Source organism: Kitasatospora sp. NPDC002551 (genome assembly GCF_040296005.1).
Taxonomy (GTDB): domain Bacteria; phylum Actinomycetota; class Actinomycetes; order Streptomycetales; family Streptomycetaceae; genus Kitasatospora.
This window is the reverse complement of the sequence record NZ_JBEOWI010000013.1, coordinates 1-21495: the sequence shown is the minus strand read 5'-3', so window position 1 is coordinate 21495 and position 21495 is coordinate 1. Positions and strand designations below refer to the sequence as shown.

Below are 21495 nucleotides of genomic sequence, written 5' to 3'. Positions count from 1 at the left end.
CGCCGGACGGCGGGCCGTGATCACCCGCGCGCCGCCGGGCCGCGCGCCCCGCCTCCCCGGACCGTCAGCGCGCGGTCCGCAGGGACCGTCGGCAGTTGTCCAGCGCGCTCTCCAGGACGGGCCCGCGGCGGGCCGGGTCCATCATGTTCGGGCCCATCACCGCCAGGTCGGCGGGGGTGGGCGCGAGCAGGTGGACGCGCACGCCGCCGGCCCGCAGCACCCGGGCCTCGCGCAACAGCTGGCGGGTCACCGTCCGGCGGTAGCGGGCGACCAGCTGGGCGAGCACCCCGCTCGGACGGTCCCGCTCGCGCGGGGCGTGCAGCCACTCCCTCACGCGCCGGGCGCGCGTGGCGGCCGACGCGCCGCCGTCGGGCTCCGGGCGCCCCGGCGGGTCGGGCCGCAGCGCCATCGGGGCGAGCACGTACACCTCGTCGAGACCCCGGTCCAGCAGCAGGTCGGCGTTGGTGGCCGACCAGCAGCCGCCGTCGACGTACTCGGTGCCGCCGACCGGGACGGGTGCGAACCAGCCGGGGATCGCACAGGAGGCCATCACCGCCTCGTCGACCCGGGCCGGGGGTGCGCCGGGGTCGCCGAAGACCACCCGGCGGCCGCTGCGGTAGTCCACCGCGACGACCCGCAGCGCCGGGCCCCCCGCCCAGCCCCCGGGGCCGTCCGGGCCGTCCGGGGCGCCCGGGCTGTCGGTGCCGCCCGTACCTCCAGGGCCGTCGGGGCCGTCGGGGCCGTCGGGGCCGTCGGGGCCGTCGGGGCCGTCGGGGCCGTCGAAGAGGGCGCCGACCAGCGCGCCGACCGACGCCAGCGAGCCCCGGCCGTGCGGCGCCATCGCCGAGACCATGGTGAGCCAGGGGTAGGTGCGCGGGTGCCGGACGGCGTCCCGCAGCAGCCCCGGCGAGCCGATCCCCGCCCGGGGCCGCGGCGGCAGCGCGCCGCCGACCGCCGTGTCGTAGTCGAAGTCGATCCCGGCCAGCGGCCCGGACCCGATCGGCAGGCCCCGCTGGTGGTCGCGCAACTGCCCGGTGTCCGCCCCGCCCGCGAGCAGCGCGCCGAGGATCGCGCCCGCCGAGGTGCCCAGCAGCACCTCCGCCTCACCGGCCGGCCGGCCGGTCGCCTCCTCGACGGCGCACAGCGCGCCGACCGTCCAGGCGGCGCCGAGCATGCCCCCGCCGCCCAGCACCAGGCCGCGCCGGGGAGCGCCCCCGGGCACCGGCGGCGCCGGACGTGTTCCGGATACCCATGTCGTCATACCGGCCGCCTGTCGTCGTCGGGGCGGTGGGTGGTGGTGCGCTGCCGGGCGGACGCCGCGCGGGACGTACGGCCCGGCCTTCGATCCTGCGCGCGCGGCGCCGCGGGCGCAACGCCCGTCCTGGCGAACGGACCGTCCCCTTTCGGGCCGTCCCGGCCGACCCGGCACGTCAACCCACGGCCCGCGCGGGCGCCCGGAGCCCTGCCCCCGCACGGGCCCACTCACCCGGATAGGTGAATTCGGGAGCCGTCCGCCGGACCGTCGGAAAACCGTTGCCGCCCCGCGCGGGCGGCCGCTAGCAAGGACCCGTCCGTACCCGCGGCACCGACGGTACGGCCCCGCCCGGCCCCGCGCCGACCGCCCCCGAGGAAGGCCCATGACCACGTGCCCGAACCGCTCCACACCGCCGGCCGCCCCGCCCGCCGTGCTCTCCGCGCGCCCCGTCCGGCCCCGCGGCACCGCGCGGGACCACCACCCGGCGCCCCCGCGCCGGCCCCGCAACCCCCGGGCGGTCTGCACCGGTGCTCAGGTCCGGGCCCCGCTCGACGGCCTGAGCGCCCGGTTCGCCCTCCGGCTGGTGGAGGTGCTAACCGGCGTCCGGCCGTCCGGCCAGCTGATGCGCCACACCACGCTGGACTGCTACGGCCAGCTCTCCGCCCTGGTCCGGGCCGGCACCCTGCGCCGGCCGCACGGCGGCGTGCGGCCGCGGCTCGGCCCGGTGCACGACCGCTCCCCCTCGCCGGGCGCCGTCGAGGCCTGCGTCCGGGTCGACCTCGGCCCCCGGCACCACGTGGTGGCGTTCCGGCTGGAGCCGCGCGGTCCCTCGGGCCAGTGGCAGTGCACCGCCGTGGAGGCCCGGTGAGCGCCGTCCGCGCGCCCGGGCGGACCGCCCCGGAAACGGCGCGGGGCGCCGCCCCCGTACGGGAGCGGCGCCCTGCCCGGCGGCGGGCCGGTCCGCGGCGCGGACCGGCCGCCGGCCTCGTCTCAGCCCTTGCGGCGGCGGCCCTTGGCCGACTTGGCGGCCTTGCGGCGCTCGGCGCGGGTCAGGCCGTCGCCCTCGTCCTCCACCGCGAGGTCCTCGAAGTCGCCCTCGACCACACCGCCGCCGACCTCGTCCGAGGGGGCCGTGTAGTGCAGCCGCTGCGGCTTGGGGGCCTCCAGGCCCTTGGCCTTGATCTCCGGGCGGGCGGCGTCCTTCTCAAGCTTGTCGAGCATGACCGCGGCGTCCTCGACCGGGACCTCCTCGACCTGCTGCTCGACCTGGACCTCCAGGTTGAACAGGTAGCCGACGGACTCCTCCTTGATGCCCTCCATCATCGCGGTGAACATGTCGAAGCCCTCGCGCTGGTACTCGACCAGCGGGTCGCGCTGCGCCATGGCCCGCAGGCCGATGCCCTCCTGGAGGTAGTCCATCTCGTAGAGGTGCTCGCGCCAGCGGCGGTCCAGCACCGACAGGACGACGCGGCGCTCCAGCTCGCGCATGATCTCGGTGCCGAGCTGGTCCTCGCGGGCGCCGTACTGCGCCTGGACGTCCTCCTGGATGACCTTGGTGAGGAACTCCGGGGTGAGGCCCGCGGTGCCGCCGGCCTCCTCCTCCAGCTCCTCCAGGTCCAGGGTGACGGGGTAGAGCTGCTTGAGCGCGGTCCAGAGCTTCTCGAGGTCCCAGTCGTCCTCGAAGCCCTCGCCGGTGGCGGCCCGGACGTACGCCTCGACGGTGTCGTCCATGAAGTGGCCGACCTGCTCCTGGAGGTCCTCGCCCTCCAGCACCCGGCGGCGCTCGCCGTAGATGACCTCGCGCTGGCGGTTCAGCACCTCGTCGTACTTGAGGACGTTCTTGCGGATCTCGAAGTTCTGCTGCTCGACCTGGGTCTGCGCGGAGGCGATCGCCCGGGTGACCATCTTCGACTCGATCGGCACGTCCTCGGGCACGTTGGCCATCGAGAGCACGCGCTCGACCATGCCGGCCTTGAACAGGCGCATCAGGTCGTCGCCCAGCGACAGGTAGAAGCGGGACTCGCCCGGGTCGCCCTGACGGCCGGAACGGCCGCGCAGCTGGTTGTCGATCCGGCGGGACTCGTGCCGCTCGGTGCCGAGGACGTAGAGGCCGCCGGCCTCCTTGACCTCGTCCTGCTCCGTCTTGACCGCGGCCTTGGCCTTCTCCAGCGCGGCCGGGAACGCGGCCTCGTACTCCTCCGGGGTGTCCACCGCGGAGAGCCCGCGCTGGGCCAGCTCGGCGGCCGCGAGGTGGTCGGCGTTGCCGCCGAGCATGATGTCGGTACCGCGGCCGGCCATGTTGGTGGCGACGGTGACGGCGCCCTTGCGGCCGGCCTGGGCGACGATCTGCGCCTCGCGCTCGTGGTGCTTGGCGTTCAGCACCTCGTGCGGGATGCCGCGCTTGCGCAGCTCCTGCGACAGGTACTCGGACTTCTCGACCGACACGGTGCCGACCAGCACCGGCTGGCCCTTCTCGTGCTTCTCGGCGATGTCCTCGACCACGGCGGCGAACTTGGCCGGCTCCGACTTGTAGATCAGGTCGGGCTGGTCGATGCGCAGCGGGGTCTTGTTGGTCGGGATCGGCACCACGCCGAGCTTGTAGATCTGGTGGAACTCGGCCGCCTCGGTGGTGCCGGTACCGGTCATTCCGGCCAGCTTGTCGTACAGGCGGAAGAAGTTCTGCAGGGTGATGGTGGCCAGCGTCTGGTTCTCGTTCTGGACCTCCACCCCCTCCTTGGCCTCGATGGCCTGGTGCATGCCCTCGTTGTAGCGGCGGCCGGCCAGGATGCGGCCGGTGTGCTCGTCGACGATCATGACCTCGCCGTTCATCACGACGTAGTCCTTGTCCGCCTTGTACAGCTCCTTCGCCTTGATGGCGTTGTTCAGGAAGCCGACCAGCGGGGTGTTCACCGACTCGTAGAGGTTGTCGATGCCGAGGTAGTCCTCGACCCGGGTGACGCCCTCCTCGAGGATGCCGACGGTGCGCTTCTTCTCGTCGACCTCGTAGTCGCGGTCGATCTTCAGGCGCAGCACCAGCTTGGCGAAGTCGGCGTACCACTTGGTCGCCTGGTCCGCCGGGCCGGAGATGATCAGCGGGGTGCGGGCCTCGTCGATGAGGATCGAGTCGACCTCGTCGACCACCGCGAAGTTGTGGCCGCGCTGGACGAGTTCGTCCTTCGACCAGGCCATGTTGTCGCGCAGGTAGTCGAAGCCGAACTCGTTGTTGGTGCCGTACGTGATGTCCATCCCGTACTGGCGCCTGCGCTCGGCGGGCGTCATGTTGGCGAGGATCACGCCGACCTCGAGGCCGAGGAAGCGGTGCACCCGGCCCATCCACTCCGAGTCGCGCTCGGCGAGGTAGTCGTTGACCGTGATGAGGTGCACGCCCTTGCCGGTGAGCGCGTTGAGGTACGCGGGCAGCGTGCCGACCAGGGTCTTGCCCTCACCGGTGCGCATCTCGGCGACGTAGCCGAGGTGCAGCGCGGCCCCACCCATCAGCTGGACGTCGTAGTGCCGCTGGCCCAGCACGCGCTTGGCGGCCTCGCGGACGGTGGCGAACGCCTCGGGGAGGATGTCGTCCAGGGTCTCGCCGTCGACGAGCCGCTGCTTGTACTCGTCGGTCAGTGCGCGCAGCTCGGCGTCGGTGAGGTTGACGAAGTCCTCTTCGATGGAGTTGACCTGGGCAGCAATCCGCTGCAGCTTGCGAAGGATCTTGCCTTCGCCGGCGCGCAGGATCTTGTCGAAGACGGACACGTGAGCGGGCTCCTTGCCTGTATTGGCACTGGACGACTGCACGGTGGATCCACCCCACCGCACGGGCCATCGTATGCGAGGAGTCCAATGCCCCGGGAGGTGCGTCAGCACGCTATTCCCGTGTCACCCGCGCGAGCACATCCGGTGAAAGTCCATCGCACCGGGGCAAACCGGGCGGGCGTCCGGCCAGTTGGCCACGCCGGTCCGTTAATCGGATACCTGGATTTCTCTTTGCACGGAATAATCCGCGCATGGAAGAAGAGTCTCAGAAGCGGAACGAACCGCGCACGACGGAGCCCGTCGTCCTCACCACCGAGCGCCTGGTCCTGCGCGCGCCCGCCGAGGGCGACGTCGACGCGGTCTTCGCCGCCTGCCAGGACGAGGAGATCCAGCGCTGGACGGTCGTCCCGTCCCCCTACCGCCGCCAGGACGCCGAGTACTTCGTCCACGACTTCGCCACCGAGGGCTGGCGGACCGGCGAGAACCTGGTCTGGTGCGTGTTCGAGCGGGAGTCCGGCGCGCTGGTCGGCAGCCAGGGGCTGATGGCCTGCGCCGGCCGGCCGGGCGCCGCCGAGGTCGGCTGGTGGGCGACCAAGGAGTTCCGCGGCCGCGGGTACACCGCCGAGGCCGCCGCCGCGGTGGCCCGCTACGGCCTGCGCGAGCTGGGCCTGCGCCGGCTGGAGTGGCTCGCCTACGTGGGCAACGAGGGCTCCCGCGCGGTGGCCGAGAAGGTCGGCTTCCGCATGGAGGGCCTGCTGCGCTCCTACGCCGAGCAGCGCGGGCAGTTCCGCGACTCCTGGATCGCCTCGCTGCTCGCCGAGGACCTCCCGGGCTGACCGGACGGACGCCGGCCGGCCCGGGCCGGTTGTCGGTGCCCCCGTCTAGGCTCGCCGGCATGACCGCCTCGACCCCGCGCCCGACCGCCGGCCCCTCCCCCGCGACCCCCGCCCCGGCGACCGTCCTCGGCGCCGACGACGCCCGCCGGATCGCCCTGCGCGCCCAGGGACTGCTCGGTGCCCCGGACCGCCGCGGCGGCGTGCGCGGGGTGCTGCGCCGGCTCGGCGCCGTCCAGCTCGACACCATCTCGGTGCTGGCCCGCTCCCACGAACTGGTGCCGTACGCCCGGCTCGGCGCGGTCGGCCGCCCGGCCGTCGAGGCGGCGTACTGGGGCGGCGGCGCGAGCTTCGAGTACTGGTCGCACGCGGCCTGCGTGCTGCCCGTCGAGGAGTGGCCGCTGTTCGCCTTCCGGCGCCGCGGCTACCGCGCCAAGGCCCACGTCTGGGGCAAGCAGGTCGACGCGGCGACGTACCGCACCGTGCTCGACAAGCTGCGCGCCGAGGGGCCGCTCACCTCCACCGAACTGGGCGGCGCCAAGCGCACCGCCGAGTGGTGGGACTGGTCCGACACCAAGATCGCGGTGGAGCGGGCGCTGGCCTTCGGCGACGTGGTCTGCACCGAGCGCCGGAGCTGGAAGCGCGTCTACGCGCTGGCCGAACAGGCGATCCCCGCCGAGCTGTTCGCGGCCGAGCCGGACGACGAGCACTGCCTGCGCACCCTGGTCGCGCAGTCCGGCGCGGCCCTGGGCGTGGCCACCCGGGCCGACCTGCTCGACTACCACCGGCTGCGCGCCGACCAGTTGGACGCGGTGCTGCCCGACTCCGGCCTGGTCCCGGTCCAGGTGGCCGGCTGGGGCCCGGACGGCTCCCCGGGCGCGGCCTGGGCCGATCCGGCGGCGCTCGCCGCGGCGCCGCGCGGGCGCCACCGGACCACGCTGCTCTCGCCGTTCGACTCGCTGATCTGGGACCGCCCGCGCACCGAGCGGATCTTCGGCATGCTCCACCGGCTGGAGGCCTACACGCCCAGGCACAAGCGGGTGCACGGCTACTTCGCGATGCCGCTGCTGGCCGGCGGCCGGCTGGTCGGCCGGGTCGATCCGGCCCGCGAGGGACGCACGCTGGTGGCCCGTCAGGTCTCGCTGGACTCCCCCCGGCACCTGGAGGCGCTGGCCGGGGCGCTGCGCGAGGCGGCCTCCTGGGTGGGCTGCGAGGGCGTGCGGGTCGAGGCGCTGCACGACGAGGCGCTCCGCCCGGCACTGGAGGAACTGCTCGGCTGAGCGGGGGCGCGGCGGCCCCCGCGCGCTCACCCTATTTCGAGGATCTTCTCCCGCATCGCGTACACCACGGCCTCCATCCGGGAGTGCAGCTGGAGCTTCTCCAGGATGTTGCGCACGTGGTTCTTCACGGTGTTCTCGCTGATGAACAACTCCTTGGCGATCTCCCGGTTGTTCATCCCGGTGGCCACCAGCTTCAGCACCTCCAGCTCCCGGTCGGTCAGCCGCGGCGCGGGCACCAGGTCCCGTTCGTCGGACCGGCGCTGGATCATCGACTTGAACTCGGTGAGCAGCTTGGACGCCATCGACGGGCTGATCTGGGACTGCCCGTCGGCGACCGCGCGGATCGCGGTGGCCACCTCGTCGGTGGAGATCTCCTTGAGCAGGTACCCGGTGGCGCCCGCCTTGATCGCCTCGTAGAGGTCGGCCTCCTCGTCGCTTATCGTCAGCATGATGATCTTGGTGCTGGGCGCGACGTCCTTGATCGCCGTACAGGCCTCGATCCCGCTGCGGCGCGGCATCCTGACGTCCATGAGGATGATGTCCGGCAGCAGGTCGGCGGCCTTGAGCACCGCCTCGGCGCCGTCCCCGGCCTCGCCGACGACCGTGATGTCCTCCTCCTCGGCCAGCACGATCTCCAGGCCGCGGCGGAACAGCGCGTGGTCGTCCACCACCAGGACACGGATCGGCTCCCCCCGGTGCGGGGCGTACTCGGGCTCCGCCCCCGGGCCGGGCGACACCCCCGCGACCGGCCCCGTTGCGGGCCCCAGCCCGAAGTGATCCCCCATCCGCTCCTCCCCCGTCGCCGGTCGTCGTCCGCCAATCATTCCACGGCCGGAGGCCCCTGCGGTCACCCTCCGGCGCCGATTGCCCCGCATCGGGTGACCTGCGCGGCGGCCCGGCGACGCGGCCGGGCCGCCCCGAACGCCGGTGACCCCGGCGGCACCGGCCACCGGGGTCACCCTCCCATGCTGCTCGGACGGTCAGTCCTCGTCGTCACCCGCGCCGATCGCACCACCGGCGCCACCGCCCTCGACGGTCGAACCGTCGGCCTTCAGGTGGATCACGCCGTAGTGGTAACCGTGCCGGCGGTAGACGACGCTCGGCAGGCCGCTGTCCTTCTCCACGAAGAGGTAGAAGTCGTGGCCGACCAGCTCCATCTCGTAGAGCGCCTGGTCGAGCGCCATCGGGGCGGCCGGGTGCGTCTTCTCCCGGACCACCAGCGGGCCTTCGCCCTCCACTTCCAGGGTTCCCATCATGGTCTTGCGGACGGCCCCGTTGGTGCTGCTCTCCGACGGCTGCGTCTCGGGCAGCGCGGCCAGGGCCGCGGTCGCCTCGGCGACGCTGATCGGGGTGCGGCCGTTGCCGCCCTTGTGGACCCGACGCCGGTCCGCGGACTTGCGCAGCTGGGCGTCGAGCTTCGCCGAGGCCAGGTCGAGCGCCGCGTAGGGGTCGGCGGCGGCGGCCTCGGCCCGGATCACCGGGCCACGGGTACGGAGAGTGATCTCCACGCGGTCGGACCGGTCGGCCTGCCGCGGGTTGTGTTCCTTGGACACCTCGACATCGAGGCTGATCGCCTTGGTGTCGAACTTCTGGACCTTCTCCAGCTTCTCGGCCACGTGATCCCGGAACCTCTTGGGCACCTCGGTCTTGCGGCCCTTGACAACGATGTCCACGCAGAACTCCGATCCCTCGTTCTGTCGCCGGTCCGGGTGCTACCGGACCGGACTGAGACCAGCCGGACCAGCCAATCCTTCCGCCGGCCCTCCGTCCCACCGGCAACGGCGGGAACGACTGGCCCTCACCTCACTTCCTCCCCATCAGGGACGGTTGAAACCCCCTGGGGCTCATCGAACACCTCACACGGAGTTTTCGCCTCCCCAGTGGAGAGTTCGGGCAAGGCGGACAGATCGGCTTGGCGGTCAAGCCGTTGCCCCCTGTCTACCCTCCTGCGAGTGAAACACAGGTAAATACCTGGACAACACCCCCCGTACGGCGCATTCTTTGCTCACTCTCCGTTCCCGAGCCGGAAGGAGCAGCCATGCCACCGACGCCCGCACCGTCGCAACCGCAGCCCGCCCAGGGGCCGTTCGCACACGCCCTGGCCGGTCTGCTCGACGTGCTGGTGCCGGCCACCTGCGCGGGCTGCGGCGCCGACCGGGGCCAGCTCTGTCCGGCCTGCCGGCACACCCTCGCCACCGCACGTCCAGGGCCGTGCGCCGCCCTGCCCTGGACGCACGCCGCCGCGCCCTACGAGGGCCCGGTCCGCCGGCTGCTGCTCGCCCACAAGGAACGCGGCGCGCTCCGGCTGGCCGGCCCGCTCGGCGAGGCGCTCGCCCGCGCGGTGCGCTCCGCGCTCGGCCCGCGCACCGGGCAGTTCCCGCTGCTGCTCGTCCCGGTGCCCTCGGCCCGCGCGGCCGTCCGCGCCCGGGGCCACGACCCGACCCTGCGGCTGGCCGGCGCCGCCGCCCGCGCCCTGCGCCGCGAGGGGCTGGACGCCCGCGCCGCGCCCCTGCTGCGCCACCTCCGCCCGGTCGCCGACCAGGCCGGGCTCCCGGCCGCCGAGCGCCGGCGCAACCTGCACGGCGCGCTCACCGTCCGGCCGCTCGGCCCCCGCCCGCCCGGTGGGCGCCGGCCGGTCCTGGTGGACGACCTGGTGACCACCGGCGCGAGCCTCGCCGAGGCGGCCCGGGCGCTGTCGGCCGCCGGCCTGCCGCCCCACGCGGCCGCCACCGTCGCGGCGGCCGGCGCGGACCGGCGGCACGCCGACGGTCCCGGTGATCAGCCCGGGTAGATGAACGCGGAGGTCTGGTACGGCAGCACCAGTTCCCGCCACTGGTTGTTGACCAGCCGGTACGGCTTGCCCTCCGCCCCCTGCAGCGCCAGCACCGGCGGCACCAGCGGCGCACTGCCGCCCCCGCCGTTCACCCGGGACTCCGACGCGGCGACGGCGCCCATCTCGCCGCCGCTCTGCAGCCGCGCGTCCGGGTTCTGCGACCCGTCCGTGCTGACGTAGTGCAGCTGCTGCAGCTTGTCCTTCTCCTTGCCCAGCACCAGCAGCTGGTCCGCCTCGGCCCAGGAGACCGAGACCACCTCCTGGAACACCGGGTTGGCCGGCTGCAGGCCGACGATCCTCGCGGTCGGCGCGTCCTTGGTGCCCTCGTGGACCATCAGGCCCAGCCAGAGCTGCTGGTCCTTGCTGTCCTTGCCCTCCTTGAGCAACAGGGCCACCCGGGCCCCGTCCGAGGAGACCTTGATGCCCTGCACCGACCGGTTGCCCAGGCCGACCACCGGCACCTCGACGACCTTCTTGTCGCGCACCAGCAGCACCTTCGGCCCCTGCGGGTCGCGGTCCACCACGTAGAGGTCGCCGCGCCCGTCCCAGGTCGGCGAGGTCAGCCCGTCCTCCGCCTTCGCCCCCGGACGGTTCGGGGTGGTCAGCACCGGCTGCGGCATCGCCGCCAGGTTCTCCAGGAACGGCACGGTGTAGAGCTGGTGGCCGTCCCCGCTGATCGCCGCGGCGTGCTCGCCGTCCCGGGCCACCGCGATCTCGCCCAGCCGCCGGCCGGACTGCTGCGGGCGCCCCAGCGGCCCGTGCACCGGCTCACCGATGTCGTCGCCCCCGCGCGTCTCGTACAGCACGCCGTTGTCCGCGCGCTGGTAGAACTGCCGGGTGGCCATCTGCCCCGCCAGCGAGCCGGGGCCGGTCGCGGGCTCGTCGCCGCGGCTCGCCTGACAGCTCGGGCCGCCGTGCTGCCCCTTGAGCTCCAGCTTGTCCACCTGCCCGGTCCCCTGGTCGGCGAGCGTGTAGAGCAGCTGGGTGGCCATCCGCCGGCACGCGGTGGCGCTGCCCAGGTCGACCCCGCTGACGACGACGTGCCCGGTGTGGCCGTCGTCCAGGCTCACCGACTCCAGCTTGCTCCCGGCCGGGAAGGCCGACCGGGCCACCGGGGAGAGCCAGGTGGACGGCCCGGAGATCAGCGCGTTGACGGCCGAGACCAGCGGGTCTATTCGGCGCCGCAGGTAGATCGGGTCGGCGATCAGCACGTCCTGGCTGGTCGCCGCCGCGGCGGTCGGCGCGGACGGGTCCGGCGCCGCGTAGTAGAACCGGTCGACCTGGCGGTAGCTGTTGCGGAAGTTGACCTCGTTGAGGATCAGCCCGTTGGGCAGCTTGTCGATCCGCCACTCGCCGCCCTTCTCCCGCTTGAAGGAGAAGGGGAGATCCAACGGACGCGGGTCCACGATCCGGTACGAGTGCCGCTCGTCCACCTCGGCCACCAGCTGCCCGTTGAGCGCGATGGAGATGTCGGTTTCGGTGTCGGTCACGCTCACGTTCGGCTGGGTCGGCTTGCCGCCCAGCACCTTGACGCCGGTCTCGGCGTTCCAGCTCGCCGCCGCGGCCGGCGTCAGGTACTTGCGGGCCGTGCCGTAGTTGTCGTCCGCGGTCAGCGCGTCCAGGAAGCCGGCCAGCAGCTCCTGCGGGTCGGACCCCTTGGCGGGCTCCACCGGAAAGACCCTCACCTGGAGGTTCTTGTCCGCCGAGCTCTTGGACAGCTCGATCTTGGTGACACCACCGGAATCCGGCATCGCCGCGCAGCCGCCGGCCAGCAGGGAGCCCAGCAGGGCCCCGACCACCCCGGCCAGCCGCGGCTCAGTCCTGCCGCTGGTCCTTCGCACCCTGCGACCCCTCCGTGTCCGTTCCACCCGTGCCCGCCCCGGCGGTCCCGTCCGGTCCCGCGGTCCGCTGCGCCACCGACGGCCGGCCCGGCGCCGTGTCCACCATGACCTGCGCGCCCGTCGCACCGTACCCGGCACCGGCCGGCAGGACGTCCGACGGGTCGGCCCGCGGGGCGTCCGGCAGCCGCCGGCCGAGACCCGGGCCGATGCTCAGCACACCGCCGAGCCCACTGCCGAACCCGCCCCCGGAGGCCTCCGGGGTCTCCGGGACGGCCGGGTCCTCCGCCGCGGCCAGCGCGGTCGAGCCGGCCGGGCGGATCGCCCGCCGGTACGGCGTGCCGTACGTGCCCAGGCCCCGGTTGTTGCGCGAGTCCTCCGGCTCCAGCCGGAACGGCGCCCGGTTGATCTCACCGCCGCGGGTGCGCGGCAGGGTGAGCCGGAAGTGCGAACCGCCGCCCGGCTCGCCCCAGGCCTGGAGCCAGCCGCCGTGCAGGTGCGCGTCCTCGACCGCGATGGACAGGCCGAGGCCGGTGCCGCCGGTGGTCCGCACCCGGGACGGGTCGGCCCGCCAGAACCGGTGGAACACCCGGGACGCCTCGCCCGGCTTGAGGCCGATGCCGTAGTCGCGCACGCCGACCGCGACCGCGCCGTCCTGCGAGCCCAGCCGGACCACGACGTCCCGGCCCTCGCCGTGCTCCAGCGCGTTGACCACCAGGTTGCGCAGGATGCGCTCGATCCGCCGGGAGTCGACCTCGGCCACCACCGGCTCGCCGTCGCCGCGGATCACCACCGCGCTGCCCTTGGCCTGGGCCAGCGGATCGGCGGCCTCGACCACCCGGCCGACGATCTCGCGCAGGTCCACCGGCTCGGCGTCCAGGACGGCCGCGCCCGCGTCGAACCGGCTGATCTCCAGCAGGTCGGCGAGCAGCGACTCGAAGCGGTCCAGCTGGCCCTGGAGCAGTTCGGCGGACCGGGCCGCCATCGGGTCCAGGTCCTCGCGGCTGTCGTAGATGAGGTCGGCGGCCATCCGGACGGTGGTCAGCGGGGTGCGCAGCTCGTGCGAGACGTCCGACACGAAGCGCCGCTGCACCCGGGACAGCTCCTCCAGCTGGCGGATCTGCGCCTGCAGCGCGTTGGCCATGCGGTTGAACGATTCGCCGAGCCGGGCGATGTCGTCCGTGCCGGTGACCTTCATCCGCTCTTCCAGGTGACCGGCGGCCAGCCGCTCGGAGATCCCGGCGGCCATCCGGACCGGGGTCACCACCTGGCGCACCACCAGCCAGGCGATGCCGCCCATCATGATCACCACGAACACGCCGGCGGTCGCCAGGGTGCCGGTGATCAGGTTGAGGGTCTTGGTCTCCTGGCCGAAGGAGAAGACGTAGTACAGCTGGTAGCTGGTGCCGTCCGGGCCGACGAACTGCTGTCCGAAGACCAGGCCGGGCTCGGTCGTCCCGCCGCTCTCCGGGGAGCGCTGGATCCGGGTGGGCTGGCTGAAGGTCTGGCCGGCCTCCTGGGCCACCCGCGTCTTCAGCGCGGCCGGAATGCTGTCCGGCGAGATGTCGCTCGAGTAGCGCGGGCCGAAGCTGGTCCGGTCCGGCTGCACGGTCTGGCCGCTGGCCGGCAGCATCGCGATCACCGAGTAGACGTTCTGCCCGCTGGCGGCGAGTTCGCCGACCTGCCGGAGCAGCCACGTTCCGGGCTCCTCGGTGGCCGGGTCGGCGGCCGCGCCGACCCGCAGCCGCAGGTCCTTCGCCTCGTCGATCTTCTTGAGCTCGGTCTGGAAGCCCGCGATCGCCTGGTCGCGCGCCGCGGCCCGCTTGGTGTCCAGCAGCCCGGTGCGCACCTGGGCGATCACGACGACGCCCAGCACCAGCACCACCAGGACCGACAGCAGCAGGGTCGCCGCCACCACCCGCAGCTGGATCGACCGCCGGTACAGCGCGGCCACCCGGTGCACGGGGCGGCGCAGCTGACGGCGCACCGGCGCGAGCAGGGCCGCCGGCCCGCGCCGGCGGCGGCTGCGCACGGTCGAACTCAGCACGTCCCCGCGCACGGCGCCGCCGCCCCCGTCGCTCGCGGCACCCGCCGGGGTCTCGTCGGACTGCTCGCTCACGTCAGCTGGGCCCGGCCTTGTAGCCGACGCCGCGCACGGTCACCACGATCTCGGGGCGCTCCGGATCCTTCTCGATCTTGGAACGCAGTCGCTGCACGTGGACGTTGACCAGCCGGGTGTCCGCCGCGTGCCGGTAGCCCCAGACCTGCTCCAGCAGCACCTCGCGGGTGAACACCTGCCAGGGCTTGCGGGCCAGCGCGACCAGCAGGTCGAACTCCAGCGGGGTCAGCGGGATGCCCCGTCCGTCCCGCTTGACCGAGTGGCCGGCCACGTCGATCACCAGATCGCCGATGGTCAGCTGCTCCGGAGTCGGCTCCTCGGCGCGGCGCAGCCGGGCACGCACCCGGGCCACCAGCTCCTTGGGCTTGAACGGCTTGGTCACGTAGTCGTCGGCACCCGACTCCAGACCCACCACGACGTCCACCGTGTCGGTCTTGGCGGTCAGCATGACGATCGGAATCCCGGACTCCGCCCGGATCTGCCGGCAGACGTCGATGCCGTCGCGGCCGGGCAGCATGAGGTCAAGCAGGACCAGGTCGGGCTTGGTCTCCCGGAAGGCGGCTAGCGCCCTGTCCCCATCCGCGACGAAAAACGGCTCAAAACCCTCACCCCGCAGCACAATGCCGAGCATCTCGGCCAGTGCGGAGTCGTCATCAACGACGAGGACGCGTCCCTTCATGGGTCCATCTTCTCATTACCGGATTGTGACCTGCCGCACAGCAGTCCCATTGCTCCAGAACGGCCAACTGGCACCCTGGCGAATTCCGGCCATACCGGGCGAAAGGTCCGGCCCCACCCACCCCCGGGGCCCGCCTGAGGGGCCACCGGCCGTCCACGGAGAGGCCGTTGCCGTTCAGCAACCGGATCCCCCTGGGGCGCGTCCGGGCACCATGGCACGATGGGCGCTGCGCCCGGGTGAAGATCCACCCGGTGCCGCGAACCCTGACGCCCTCCGAGGAGCAGTGATGACCGACACCCCGGGCTGGGCCTCGCCCGGCTCGTCCGAGCCGCCCCGCGACGGTGCCCGGCCCCCGGCCGACGCGCCCGCCCCCGTGCCCGGCCAGTCGGCACCGCACCACGACGCCCCGCCCGCCTGGGGCACCGCCCCGGGCGCCCCGCAGCCCCCGTACGGGCAGCAGCCGCCGTACGGGCAGCAGCCGCCGCCGTACGGGCCGCCCGGCGGGCAGTACGGCTGGGGCGCGCCGCCCAGCCCCAAGCCCGGCGTCATCCCGCTGCGCCCGCTCGGCCTCGGTGAGATCCTCGACGGCGCCGTCTCCACCGTCCGCAAGCACTGGCGGACCGCCCTCGGCCTCTCCTTCGGCGTCGCCGTGGTCCAGCAGGGCGTCGCGCTCGGCGCCCAGCTCGCCGTCCAGGGCGACACCGGCGAACTCACCCCGGTGCTGAGCTCCCTGGTCAGCCTGCCGCTCGCCTGGCTGCTCGGCGTGATCGCCTCAGCCCTGCTGACCATGGTGGTCAGCCGCGCCATCCTCGGGCAGGCCGTCACGCTCCGGGACGCCTGGCGCGACGCCCGGCCGCGGATGCTCCAGCTCATCGGCCTCACCCTGCTCAACGGACTGATCCTCGGCGGTATCGCCCTGCTGGCCTTCACCCCGCTGATCGGCTACGCGCTGGCCGGGGCGGAGGAGCCGGCGATCACCGCCCTGCTCATCATCGTGGGCATGCTCAGCCTCCCCGTCGTCTGCTGGATCGGGATCCAGCTCAGCCTGGCCGCGCCCGCGCTCATGCTGGAGAAGCAGGGCGTCATCGCCGCCCTCTCCCGCTCCCGCCGCCTGGTCCGCCGCTCCTGGTGGCGGATCTTCGGCATCACCCTCCTGAGCATGCTCATCTCCTGGATCGTCTCCAGCGTGATCGCCACCCCGTTCACGGTCGCAGGCGTGGTGCTCGGCTGGAGCGACCTCTCCAGCCAGATCGACGCCGGCGACAGCACCAGCATGCCCACCGCGATGCTGGTCGCCGTCGCCATCGGCGGCATCATCTCCTCCACCATCACGCTCCCCTTCACCGCCACCATCGGCGTGCTGCTCTACGTCGACCAGCGGATCCGCCGCGAGGCCCTCGACATCGAGCTCGCCCGCGCCGCCGGCCTGCCCGAGCACGGCGGCACCGGCTGGGGCGACCAGCCCGGCCCCGCCCCGGCAAGGCTCTGAGCCCGATGCCGACCTGGGGGGAGATCGTCGTGCTCGCGAGCGGGGCCCCGGTCACGACCCCGCGTGACGCGGCCCGCGAGGCGGCCCGGGACGAACTGGTCAAGGCCGACTACCACCGGCACGACCCGAGCATCCAGGAACGGATCATCGACTGGATCATGGAGCGGATCAACGACGCGCTCAATGCGCTCGCCGGCGGCGGCACCAGCGGTGCCACCGGCCTGGTCCTCTTCCTGGTGGTCGCCCTGGTGATCGGCGCCGCCCTCTGGTGGCGCCTCGGCGCGCCCAAGCGGGCCGCCCGCACCGACCTCGGCGTCTTCGGCGGCACCGGCCCGCGCAGCGCCGCCGAGCACCGCGCCGACGCCGAGCGGCACGCCGCCGCCGGCCAGTGGGCCGAGGCGGTCCGCGAGCAGATGCGCGCCCTGGTCCGCGACCTGGAGGAACGCGCCCTGCTCGACCCCCGCCCCGGCCGCACCGCCGACGAGGCCGCCGCCGAGGCCGGCCGCGCGCTGCCCGAGCACGCCGCCGCGCTCACCGCGGCCGCCCGCACCTTCGACGACATCGCGTACGGCGAGCGCACCGCCGACCAGGCCGCCTACCAGCTGCTGCGCGACCTCGACCGGACCCTCGGCCGCGCCCGCCCGGTCCTCGCCCCGGCCGCCGGAGGAGCCGCATGACCAGCGCCACCCCCGCCCCGCCGACGGCACCGCAGCAGACGGCACCGGCCCCCGCGCCCGCCCCGGCCGGCACCAGCATCGCCCCCACCGGCCGCGGCCTGTGGCGGCGCGCCCGCTGGTACCTGCTCACCCTCGTCCTCGCCCTGCTCGCCGCCGTCGTGCTGGCCGCCGCCAACGGCGAACGCCAGTACCCGCCGCTGGACCCGCGCTCCTACGACCCCGACGGCAGCCACGCCGTGGTCGCCCTGCTGGAACGCGAGGGCCTCAAGGTCGACCCCGCCATCGACCCCACCGGCCGCCCCACCGGCGCCGACACCCTGGTGCTGCCCGAGCCCGACCTGCTCTCCCCCGAGCAGCTCACCGCCATCGCCGCCGCCCGGCACGCCCGGCTGGTCCTGATCGCCCCCGGCCCCGCCGCCCTCAGCGCCCTCGCCCCCGGCGTCCGCCTGTCCGACGAGAACGGCGGCGTGCCCTACGCCCGCGTCCGCGGCACCGACCCCGGCTGCTCCCTGCCCGAGGCCGTCCGGGCCGGCAGCGCCCACCTCGGCGGCCTGCTCTACACCGCCGGCAGCCGCGGCGAGGGCTGCTACCAGCGCGGGCACGGCTACCCCCTGGTCAGCGTGCCGACCGGCCGCGGCACCGACGTCGTGGTCCTCGGCAGCGGCGAGTTCCTCACCAACGAGCTGCTCAAGAAGGACGGCAACGCCGCCCTCGGGCTCGGCCTGCTCGGCGCCCGGCCGCACGTCTCCTGGCACCTGCCCGACTACACCGCCCCGGTCGCCGAGGGCGGGCAGAAGAGCTTCCAGGACTACATCCCCGAGGGCTGGAGCTGGGCCGGCTACCAGCTGGCCATCGCCGTCGTGCTCGCCGCGCTCTGGCGCGCCCGCCGCCTCGGCCCGGTCGTCAGCGAGAACCTGCCCGTGGTGGTCCGCGCCTCCGAGACCACCGAGGGCCGGGCCCGCCTCTACCACCGCGCCAGGGCCCGCGGCCGCGCCGCCGACGCCCTGCGCCGTGCCACCGCGCACCGCGTCGCCCCGGCCCTGGGCGTCCCGCCCGAGGCCGGCGCGCCCGATCCCACCGCGCTCTGCGCGGCCGTCGCCGACCGCCTTCCCGAGCGGTCCGCCGGGGACGTACGGGCCCTCCTGTACGGCCCGCCCCCGACCGACGACGCCGCGCTGCTGCGGCTCGCCGACGACCTCGACGCCCTCGAAAGGCAGGTACGGAAGCCGTGACCGAGAAGGCCACCACCCAGCTCCGCATCACCCCCGGCACGGCACCCGCCACCACCGGCACCACCGTCCCCGCCGCCACCGCGCCCGGCGACCCGCGGCTCCGGGACCCGCGCGAGGCGCTGACCGCCCTGCGCGCCGAGATCGGCAAGGCCGTCGTCGGCCAGGACGCCGCCGTCACCGGCCTCGTCGTCGCCCTGCTCTGCGGCGGCCACGTGCTGCTCGAAGGCGTCCCCGGCGTGGCCAAGACCCTGCTGATCCGCACCCTCTCCACCGCGCTCAGCCTGGAGACCAAGCGCATCCAGTTCACCCCCGACCTGATGCCCGGCGACGTCACCGGCTCGCTGGTCTACGACGCCCGCACCGCCGAGTTCTCCTTCCAGCCCGGCCCGGTCTTCACCAACCTGCTGCTGGCCGACGAGATCAACCGCACCCCGCCGAAGACCCAGGCCGCCCTGCTGGAGGCCATGGAGGAGCGGCAGGTCACCGTCGACGGCGAACCGCGCGCCCTGCCGGTGCCGTTCCTGGTCGCCGCCACCCAGAACCCCGTCGAGTACGAGGGCACCTACCCGCTGCCCGAGGCCCAGCTCGACCGCTTCCTGCTGAAGCTGATCCTCCCGCTGCCCGACCGCGACCAGGAGTTCCAGGTCCTCGCCCGGCACGCCGCCGGCTTCGACCCGCGCGACCTCGCCTCCGCCGGCGTCCGCCCGGTCGCCGGAGCCGAGCACATCGCGGCCGCCCGGGAGCAGATCGCCAAGCTGACCGTCTCCCCCGAGGTCCTCGCCTACATCGTCGACCTCTGCCGGGCCACCCGGCAGTCGCCCTCGCTCTCCATCGGCGTCTCCCCGCGCGGTGCCACCGCCCTGCTCGGCGCCTCCCGCGCCTGGGCCTGGCTGGCCGGGCGCGACTACGTCACCCCCGACGACGTCAAGGCACTGGCCCTGCCCACCCTGCGGCACCGGGTCGCCCTGCGCGCCGAGGCCGAGATGGAGGGCGTCACCGCCGACTCCGTCATCCAGGCGGTGCTCGCCCAGACGCCCGCCCCGCGCTGAGCCCGCCCCGCCCGCCCGCCCCTGTCGCCGGCTCACCCCCGGCCCCGACGAAGGAACGCACCGCATGGCCCTCACCGGGCGAACCGCCCTGCTCGCCGCGCTCGGCGCCCTCGTCACGGGCCTGCTGCTGCCCTCCTGGGCCGGGATCGGCGCCGTCACCGGTGCGGTCCTGCTCGGCGTCGCCCTCGACCTGGTGCTCGCCGCCCCCGTCCGCAGCCTGCGGATCACCCGGGGCGGCGACACCGTGGTGCGGCTCGGCGAACCCGCCGCCGTCGAACTGACCCTCACCAACCCGGCCGGGCGCCCGCTGCGCGCCCGGATCCGCGACGCCTGGGCCCCGTCCGCCTGGCGGCCCGGCACCGAGACCGCCGCCTCCCGGCACACCGTGCGCGTGCCCGGCCACGAACGGCGCCGGGTCACCACCGTCCTCACCCCCACCCGGCGCGGGGACCACCACGCCCACAAGGTGACGGTCCGTTCGCTCGGCCCGCTCGGCCTGGCCGGCCGTCAGGGCTCGCACCTCGTCCCGTGGACCGTGCGCGCCCTGCCCCCGTTCGCCAGCCGCAAGCACCTGCCCTCCCGGCTCGCCCGGCTGCGCGAACTCGACGGCCGCACCTCGGTCCTGACCCGCGGCCAGGGCACCGAGTTCGACTCGCTGCGCGAGTACCTGCCCGGCGACGACGTCCGCTCGATCGACTGGCGGGCCAGCGCCCGCCGGCACACCGTCGCCGTCCGCACCTGGCGCCCCGAGCGCGACCGGCACATCCTCGTCGTCCTCGACACCGGCCGCACCTCGGCCGGCCGGGTCGGCGACGCGCCCCGCCTGGACGCCTCCCTGGACGCCGCGCTCCTGCTCACCGCCCTGGCCACCAAGGCCGGCGACCGGGTCGACCTGCTCGCCCACGACCTGCGCAAGCGGGTCTCGGTGGCCGGCCGCTCCCCGAACGAGATCCTGCCGGCCTTCACCAACGCGATGGCCGTCCTGGAGCCCGCCCTCCACGAGACCGACATGCGCTCGCTGGTCTCCACCGCGCTCAAGATGGCGCCGCACCGCTCGCTGATCGTGCTGCTCACCGGGCTCGACGCGGCCCCGGTCGAGGACGGCCTGCTCCCTCTGCTCCCCCTGCTGACCAAGCGCCACGAGGTCGTCCTCGCCTCCGTCTCCGACCCCCACCTCGACGAACTCGCCGCCGGCCGCGGCACCGTCGAGGCCGTCTACGGGGCCGCGGCCGCCGAACAGACCCGCGCCGACCGCCGCCACACCGCCGACCGTCTCACCCGCGCCGGCCTCACCGTCCTCGACGCCCCGCCGGCCTCGCTCGCCCCCGCCCTGGCCGACACCTACCTCGCCCTCAAGGCCGCCGGCCGCCTCTGACCGCCGGAAAAGAAGTGGAGCGACGACGGCCGGGTTGGTAGCGTGCACTCGACCGTGACGCCGCCCGAGGAGGTGAGACCCATGAACGCTGTAACGACGTGGGTGCTCCCCCTCTCCGTCACGGCCGGCGACTGACGCAGCTGTCGCCGGGAGCGCCTCGACACCAAGGCACTCCCGGAAGGCAACACCTCATGCATGCTCCGCAGTTCACCGCCGAGTCGTCGTCAAACGGCCTGGTCGAGCGCGAGTTCACCCTCGGACAGATCCCCGGCACCCTGTGGACGCCCGGATCCGCACCGGCCCCGCTGATCCTGATGGCCCACAACAACGGCCTGCCCCGGCGGGAGACCCGACTGGTGGCCCGCGCCCGGTACTACGCGGCGTACGGCTACGCGGTGGCCACCATCGACGCCCCCGGGTGCGGCGATCGGCCGGCTTCCGCCGCCGACGCGCAGGCCCGCGCCGACCTCCAGCGGGCGATGCGGGCCGGCGAACCGGTCGACGAGATCTTCGAGTCCTTCGTCGGACCGCTGGTCGACCGGGCGGTCCCGGAATGGCAGGCCACCCTGGACGCCCTCCTGACGCTGCCCGGGATCGACGGCCCGGTCGGGTACTCGGGCTGGACCGCCGTCGGTATCGGGCTGGCCGCGGTCGAGCCGCGCATCGCGGCCCTCGGTCTCTTCGCCGGGGGCTACGTGCCCCGTGCACGACGCGCGCAGGCCCGGCAGGTCACCGCTCCGCTGCTGTTCCTGCTGCAGTGGGACGACGAGGGCAATCCCCGACAGCGGGCCCTGGACCTGTTCGACGCCTTCGGCAGCAAGGAGAAGACGCTGCACGCCAACATGGGCGGGCACGTCGGCACCCCGTGGTTCGAGGTGGAGGACGGGGGCCGGTTCTACGACCGGCACCTCGGCAGGCCGACCGTCTCGCCGGCCTGAGGGTAGAACGCAGAGAACCCCCGCCGGAATACCGGCGGGGGTTCTCTCACAATTTGTTCGGCGGCGTCCTACTCTCCCACAGGGTCCCCCCTGCAGTACCATCGGCGCTATGAGGCTTAGCTTCCGGGTTCGGAATGTAACCGGG

At 74.2% G+C, this 21495-nt stretch carries 17 protein-coding genes and 1 rRNA gene; 10 read left to right on the top strand and 8 right to left on the bottom strand.

Annotation, left to right across the window (positions count from 1 at the left end):
* Positions 1-64 precede the first annotated feature (64 nt).
* A complete protein-coding gene (locus tag ABT093_RS14465; protein ID WP_350564081.1) occupies positions 65-1261 on the bottom strand; it encodes a patatin-like phospholipase family protein in 1197 nt (398 codons plus the stop codon).
* Positions 1262-1637: 376 nt separating this feature from the next.
* On the opposite strand from ABT093_RS14465, the gene ABT093_RS14460 reads away from it, so the two are divergent.
* The gene (locus ABT093_RS14460) at positions 1638-2123 is read left to right on the top strand and encodes an Rv3235 family protein (protein ID WP_350564079.1); all 486 of its coding nucleotides are present in this window, start codon (positions 1638-1640) and stop codon (positions 2121-2123) included.
* A gap of 122 nt (positions 2124-2245) precedes the next feature.
* Here the strand turns inward: ABT093_RS14460 and secA are convergent, their stop codons facing one another.
* Entirely contained in the window at positions 2246-5008 is a 2763-nt protein-coding gene (gene secA, locus ABT093_RS14455; protein WP_350564077.1) for a preprotein translocase subunit SecA, read from the bottom strand.
* A gap of 251 nt (positions 5009-5259) precedes the next feature.
* Here secA and ABT093_RS14450 point away from each other — a divergent pair, with 251 nt between their 5' ends.
* Both ABT093_RS14450 and ABT093_RS14445 read left to right on the top strand, forming a co-directional pair.
* Positions 5260-5844 carry a GNAT family N-acetyltransferase gene (locus ABT093_RS14450; RefSeq protein ID WP_350564075.1) on the top strand — a complete coding sequence of 195 codons (585 nt, stop codon included), beginning with the start codon at positions 5260-5262 and terminating at the stop codon, positions 5842-5844.
* A gap of 59 nt (positions 5845-5903) precedes the next feature.
* Positions 5904-7121 (top strand): winged helix-turn-helix domain-containing protein, encoded by a 1218-nt coding sequence (locus tag ABT093_RS14445; RefSeq protein ID WP_350564073.1) that lies wholly within the window; start codon positions 5904-5906, stop codon positions 7119-7121.
* A gap of 26 nt (positions 7122-7147) precedes the next feature.
* Here the strand turns inward: ABT093_RS14445 and ABT093_RS14440 are convergent, their stop codons facing one another.
* Both ABT093_RS14440 and hpf read right to left on the bottom strand, forming a co-directional pair.
* Positions 7148-7906 (bottom strand): response regulator, encoded by a 759-nt coding sequence (locus tag ABT093_RS14440; protein ID WP_350564071.1) that lies wholly within the window; start codon positions 7904-7906, stop codon positions 7148-7150.
* Between the two features lie 195 nt (positions 7907-8101).
* Positions 8102-8794, bottom strand: coding sequence for a ribosome hibernation-promoting factor, HPF/YfiA family (hpf, locus tag ABT093_RS14435; protein WP_350564069.1), 693 nt, complete (start codon positions 8792-8794; stop codon positions 8102-8104).
* Between the two features lie 365 nt (positions 8795-9159).
* Between hpf and ABT093_RS14430 the strand changes: the two genes are divergently transcribed.
* Entirely contained in the window at positions 9160-9912 is a 753-nt protein-coding gene (locus tag ABT093_RS14430; RefSeq protein WP_350564067.1) for a ComF family protein, read from the top strand.
* On the opposite strand, the gene ABT093_RS14425 is transcribed toward ABT093_RS14430, so the two are convergent.
* The 3 genes from ABT093_RS14425 to mtrA are packed head-to-tail and all read right to left on the bottom strand — an operon-like array spanning position 9900 to position 14590.
* On the bottom strand, positions 9900-11795 hold the full coding sequence (locus ABT093_RS14425) for an LpqB family beta-propeller domain-containing protein (RefSeq protein ID WP_350564066.1): 1896 nt from the start codon (positions 11793-11795) through the stop codon (positions 9900-9902). The two genes, ABT093_RS14430 and ABT093_RS14425, sit on opposite strands and share 13 nt — an antisense overlap.
* Positions 11770-13911 carry an MtrAB system histidine kinase MtrB gene (gene mtrB / locus ABT093_RS14420; protein ID WP_502884224.1) on the bottom strand — a complete coding sequence of 714 codons (2142 nt, stop codon included), beginning with the start codon at positions 13909-13911 and terminating at the stop codon, positions 11770-11772. The genes ABT093_RS14425 and mtrB overlap by 26 nt, the downstream gene beginning before the upstream one ends.
* Position 13912: 1 nt before the next feature.
* On the bottom strand, positions 13913-14590 hold the full coding sequence (gene mtrA / locus ABT093_RS14415; RefSeq protein WP_030247322.1) for an MtrAB system response regulator MtrA: 678 nt from the start codon (positions 14588-14590) through the stop codon (positions 13913-13915).
* A 286-nt stretch (positions 14591-14876) separates the two neighbouring features.
* Between mtrA and ABT093_RS14410 the strand changes: the two genes are divergently transcribed.
* The 6 genes from ABT093_RS14410 (at position 14877) to ABT093_RS14385 (ending at position 21350) form a co-directional block, all read left to right on the top strand.
* Positions 14877-16079 carry a DUF7847 domain-containing protein gene (locus ABT093_RS14410; RefSeq protein ID WP_350564064.1) on the top strand — a complete coding sequence of 401 codons (1203 nt, stop codon included), beginning with the start codon at positions 14877-14879 and terminating at the stop codon, positions 16077-16079.
* A 5-nt stretch (positions 16080-16084) separates the two neighbouring features.
* The gene (locus ABT093_RS14405) at positions 16085-16756 is read left to right on the top strand and encodes a DUF4129 domain-containing protein (RefSeq protein WP_350564062.1); all 672 of its coding nucleotides are present in this window, start codon (positions 16085-16087) and stop codon (positions 16754-16756) included.
* The gene (locus tag ABT093_RS14400) at positions 16753-17988 is read left to right on the top strand and encodes a DUF4350 domain-containing protein (RefSeq protein ID WP_350564061.1); all 1236 of its coding nucleotides are present in this window, start codon (positions 16753-16755) and stop codon (positions 17986-17988) included. The genes ABT093_RS14405 and ABT093_RS14400 overlap by 4 nt, the downstream gene beginning before the upstream one ends.
* A gap of 119 nt (positions 17989-18107) precedes the next feature.
* Complete coding sequence (locus tag ABT093_RS14395) at positions 18108-19037, top strand: AAA family ATPase (protein WP_350564247.1); 930 nt, start codon at positions 18108-18110, stop codon at positions 19035-19037.
* Positions 19038-19101: 64 nt separating this feature from the next.
* Complete coding sequence (locus tag ABT093_RS14390) at positions 19102-20412, top strand: DUF58 domain-containing protein (RefSeq protein WP_350564059.1); 1311 nt, start codon at positions 19102-19104, stop codon at positions 20410-20412.
* Between the two features lie 191 nt (positions 20413-20603).
* Positions 20604-21350, top strand: coding sequence for a dienelactone hydrolase family protein (locus ABT093_RS14385; protein ID WP_350564058.1), 747 nt, complete (start codon positions 20604-20606; stop codon positions 21348-21350).
* Between the two features lie 55 nt (positions 21351-21405).
* Here the strand turns inward: ABT093_RS14385 and rrf are convergent.
* Positions 21406-21495, bottom strand: a 5S ribosomal RNA gene (gene rrf / locus ABT093_RS14380); the annotation flags it as partial.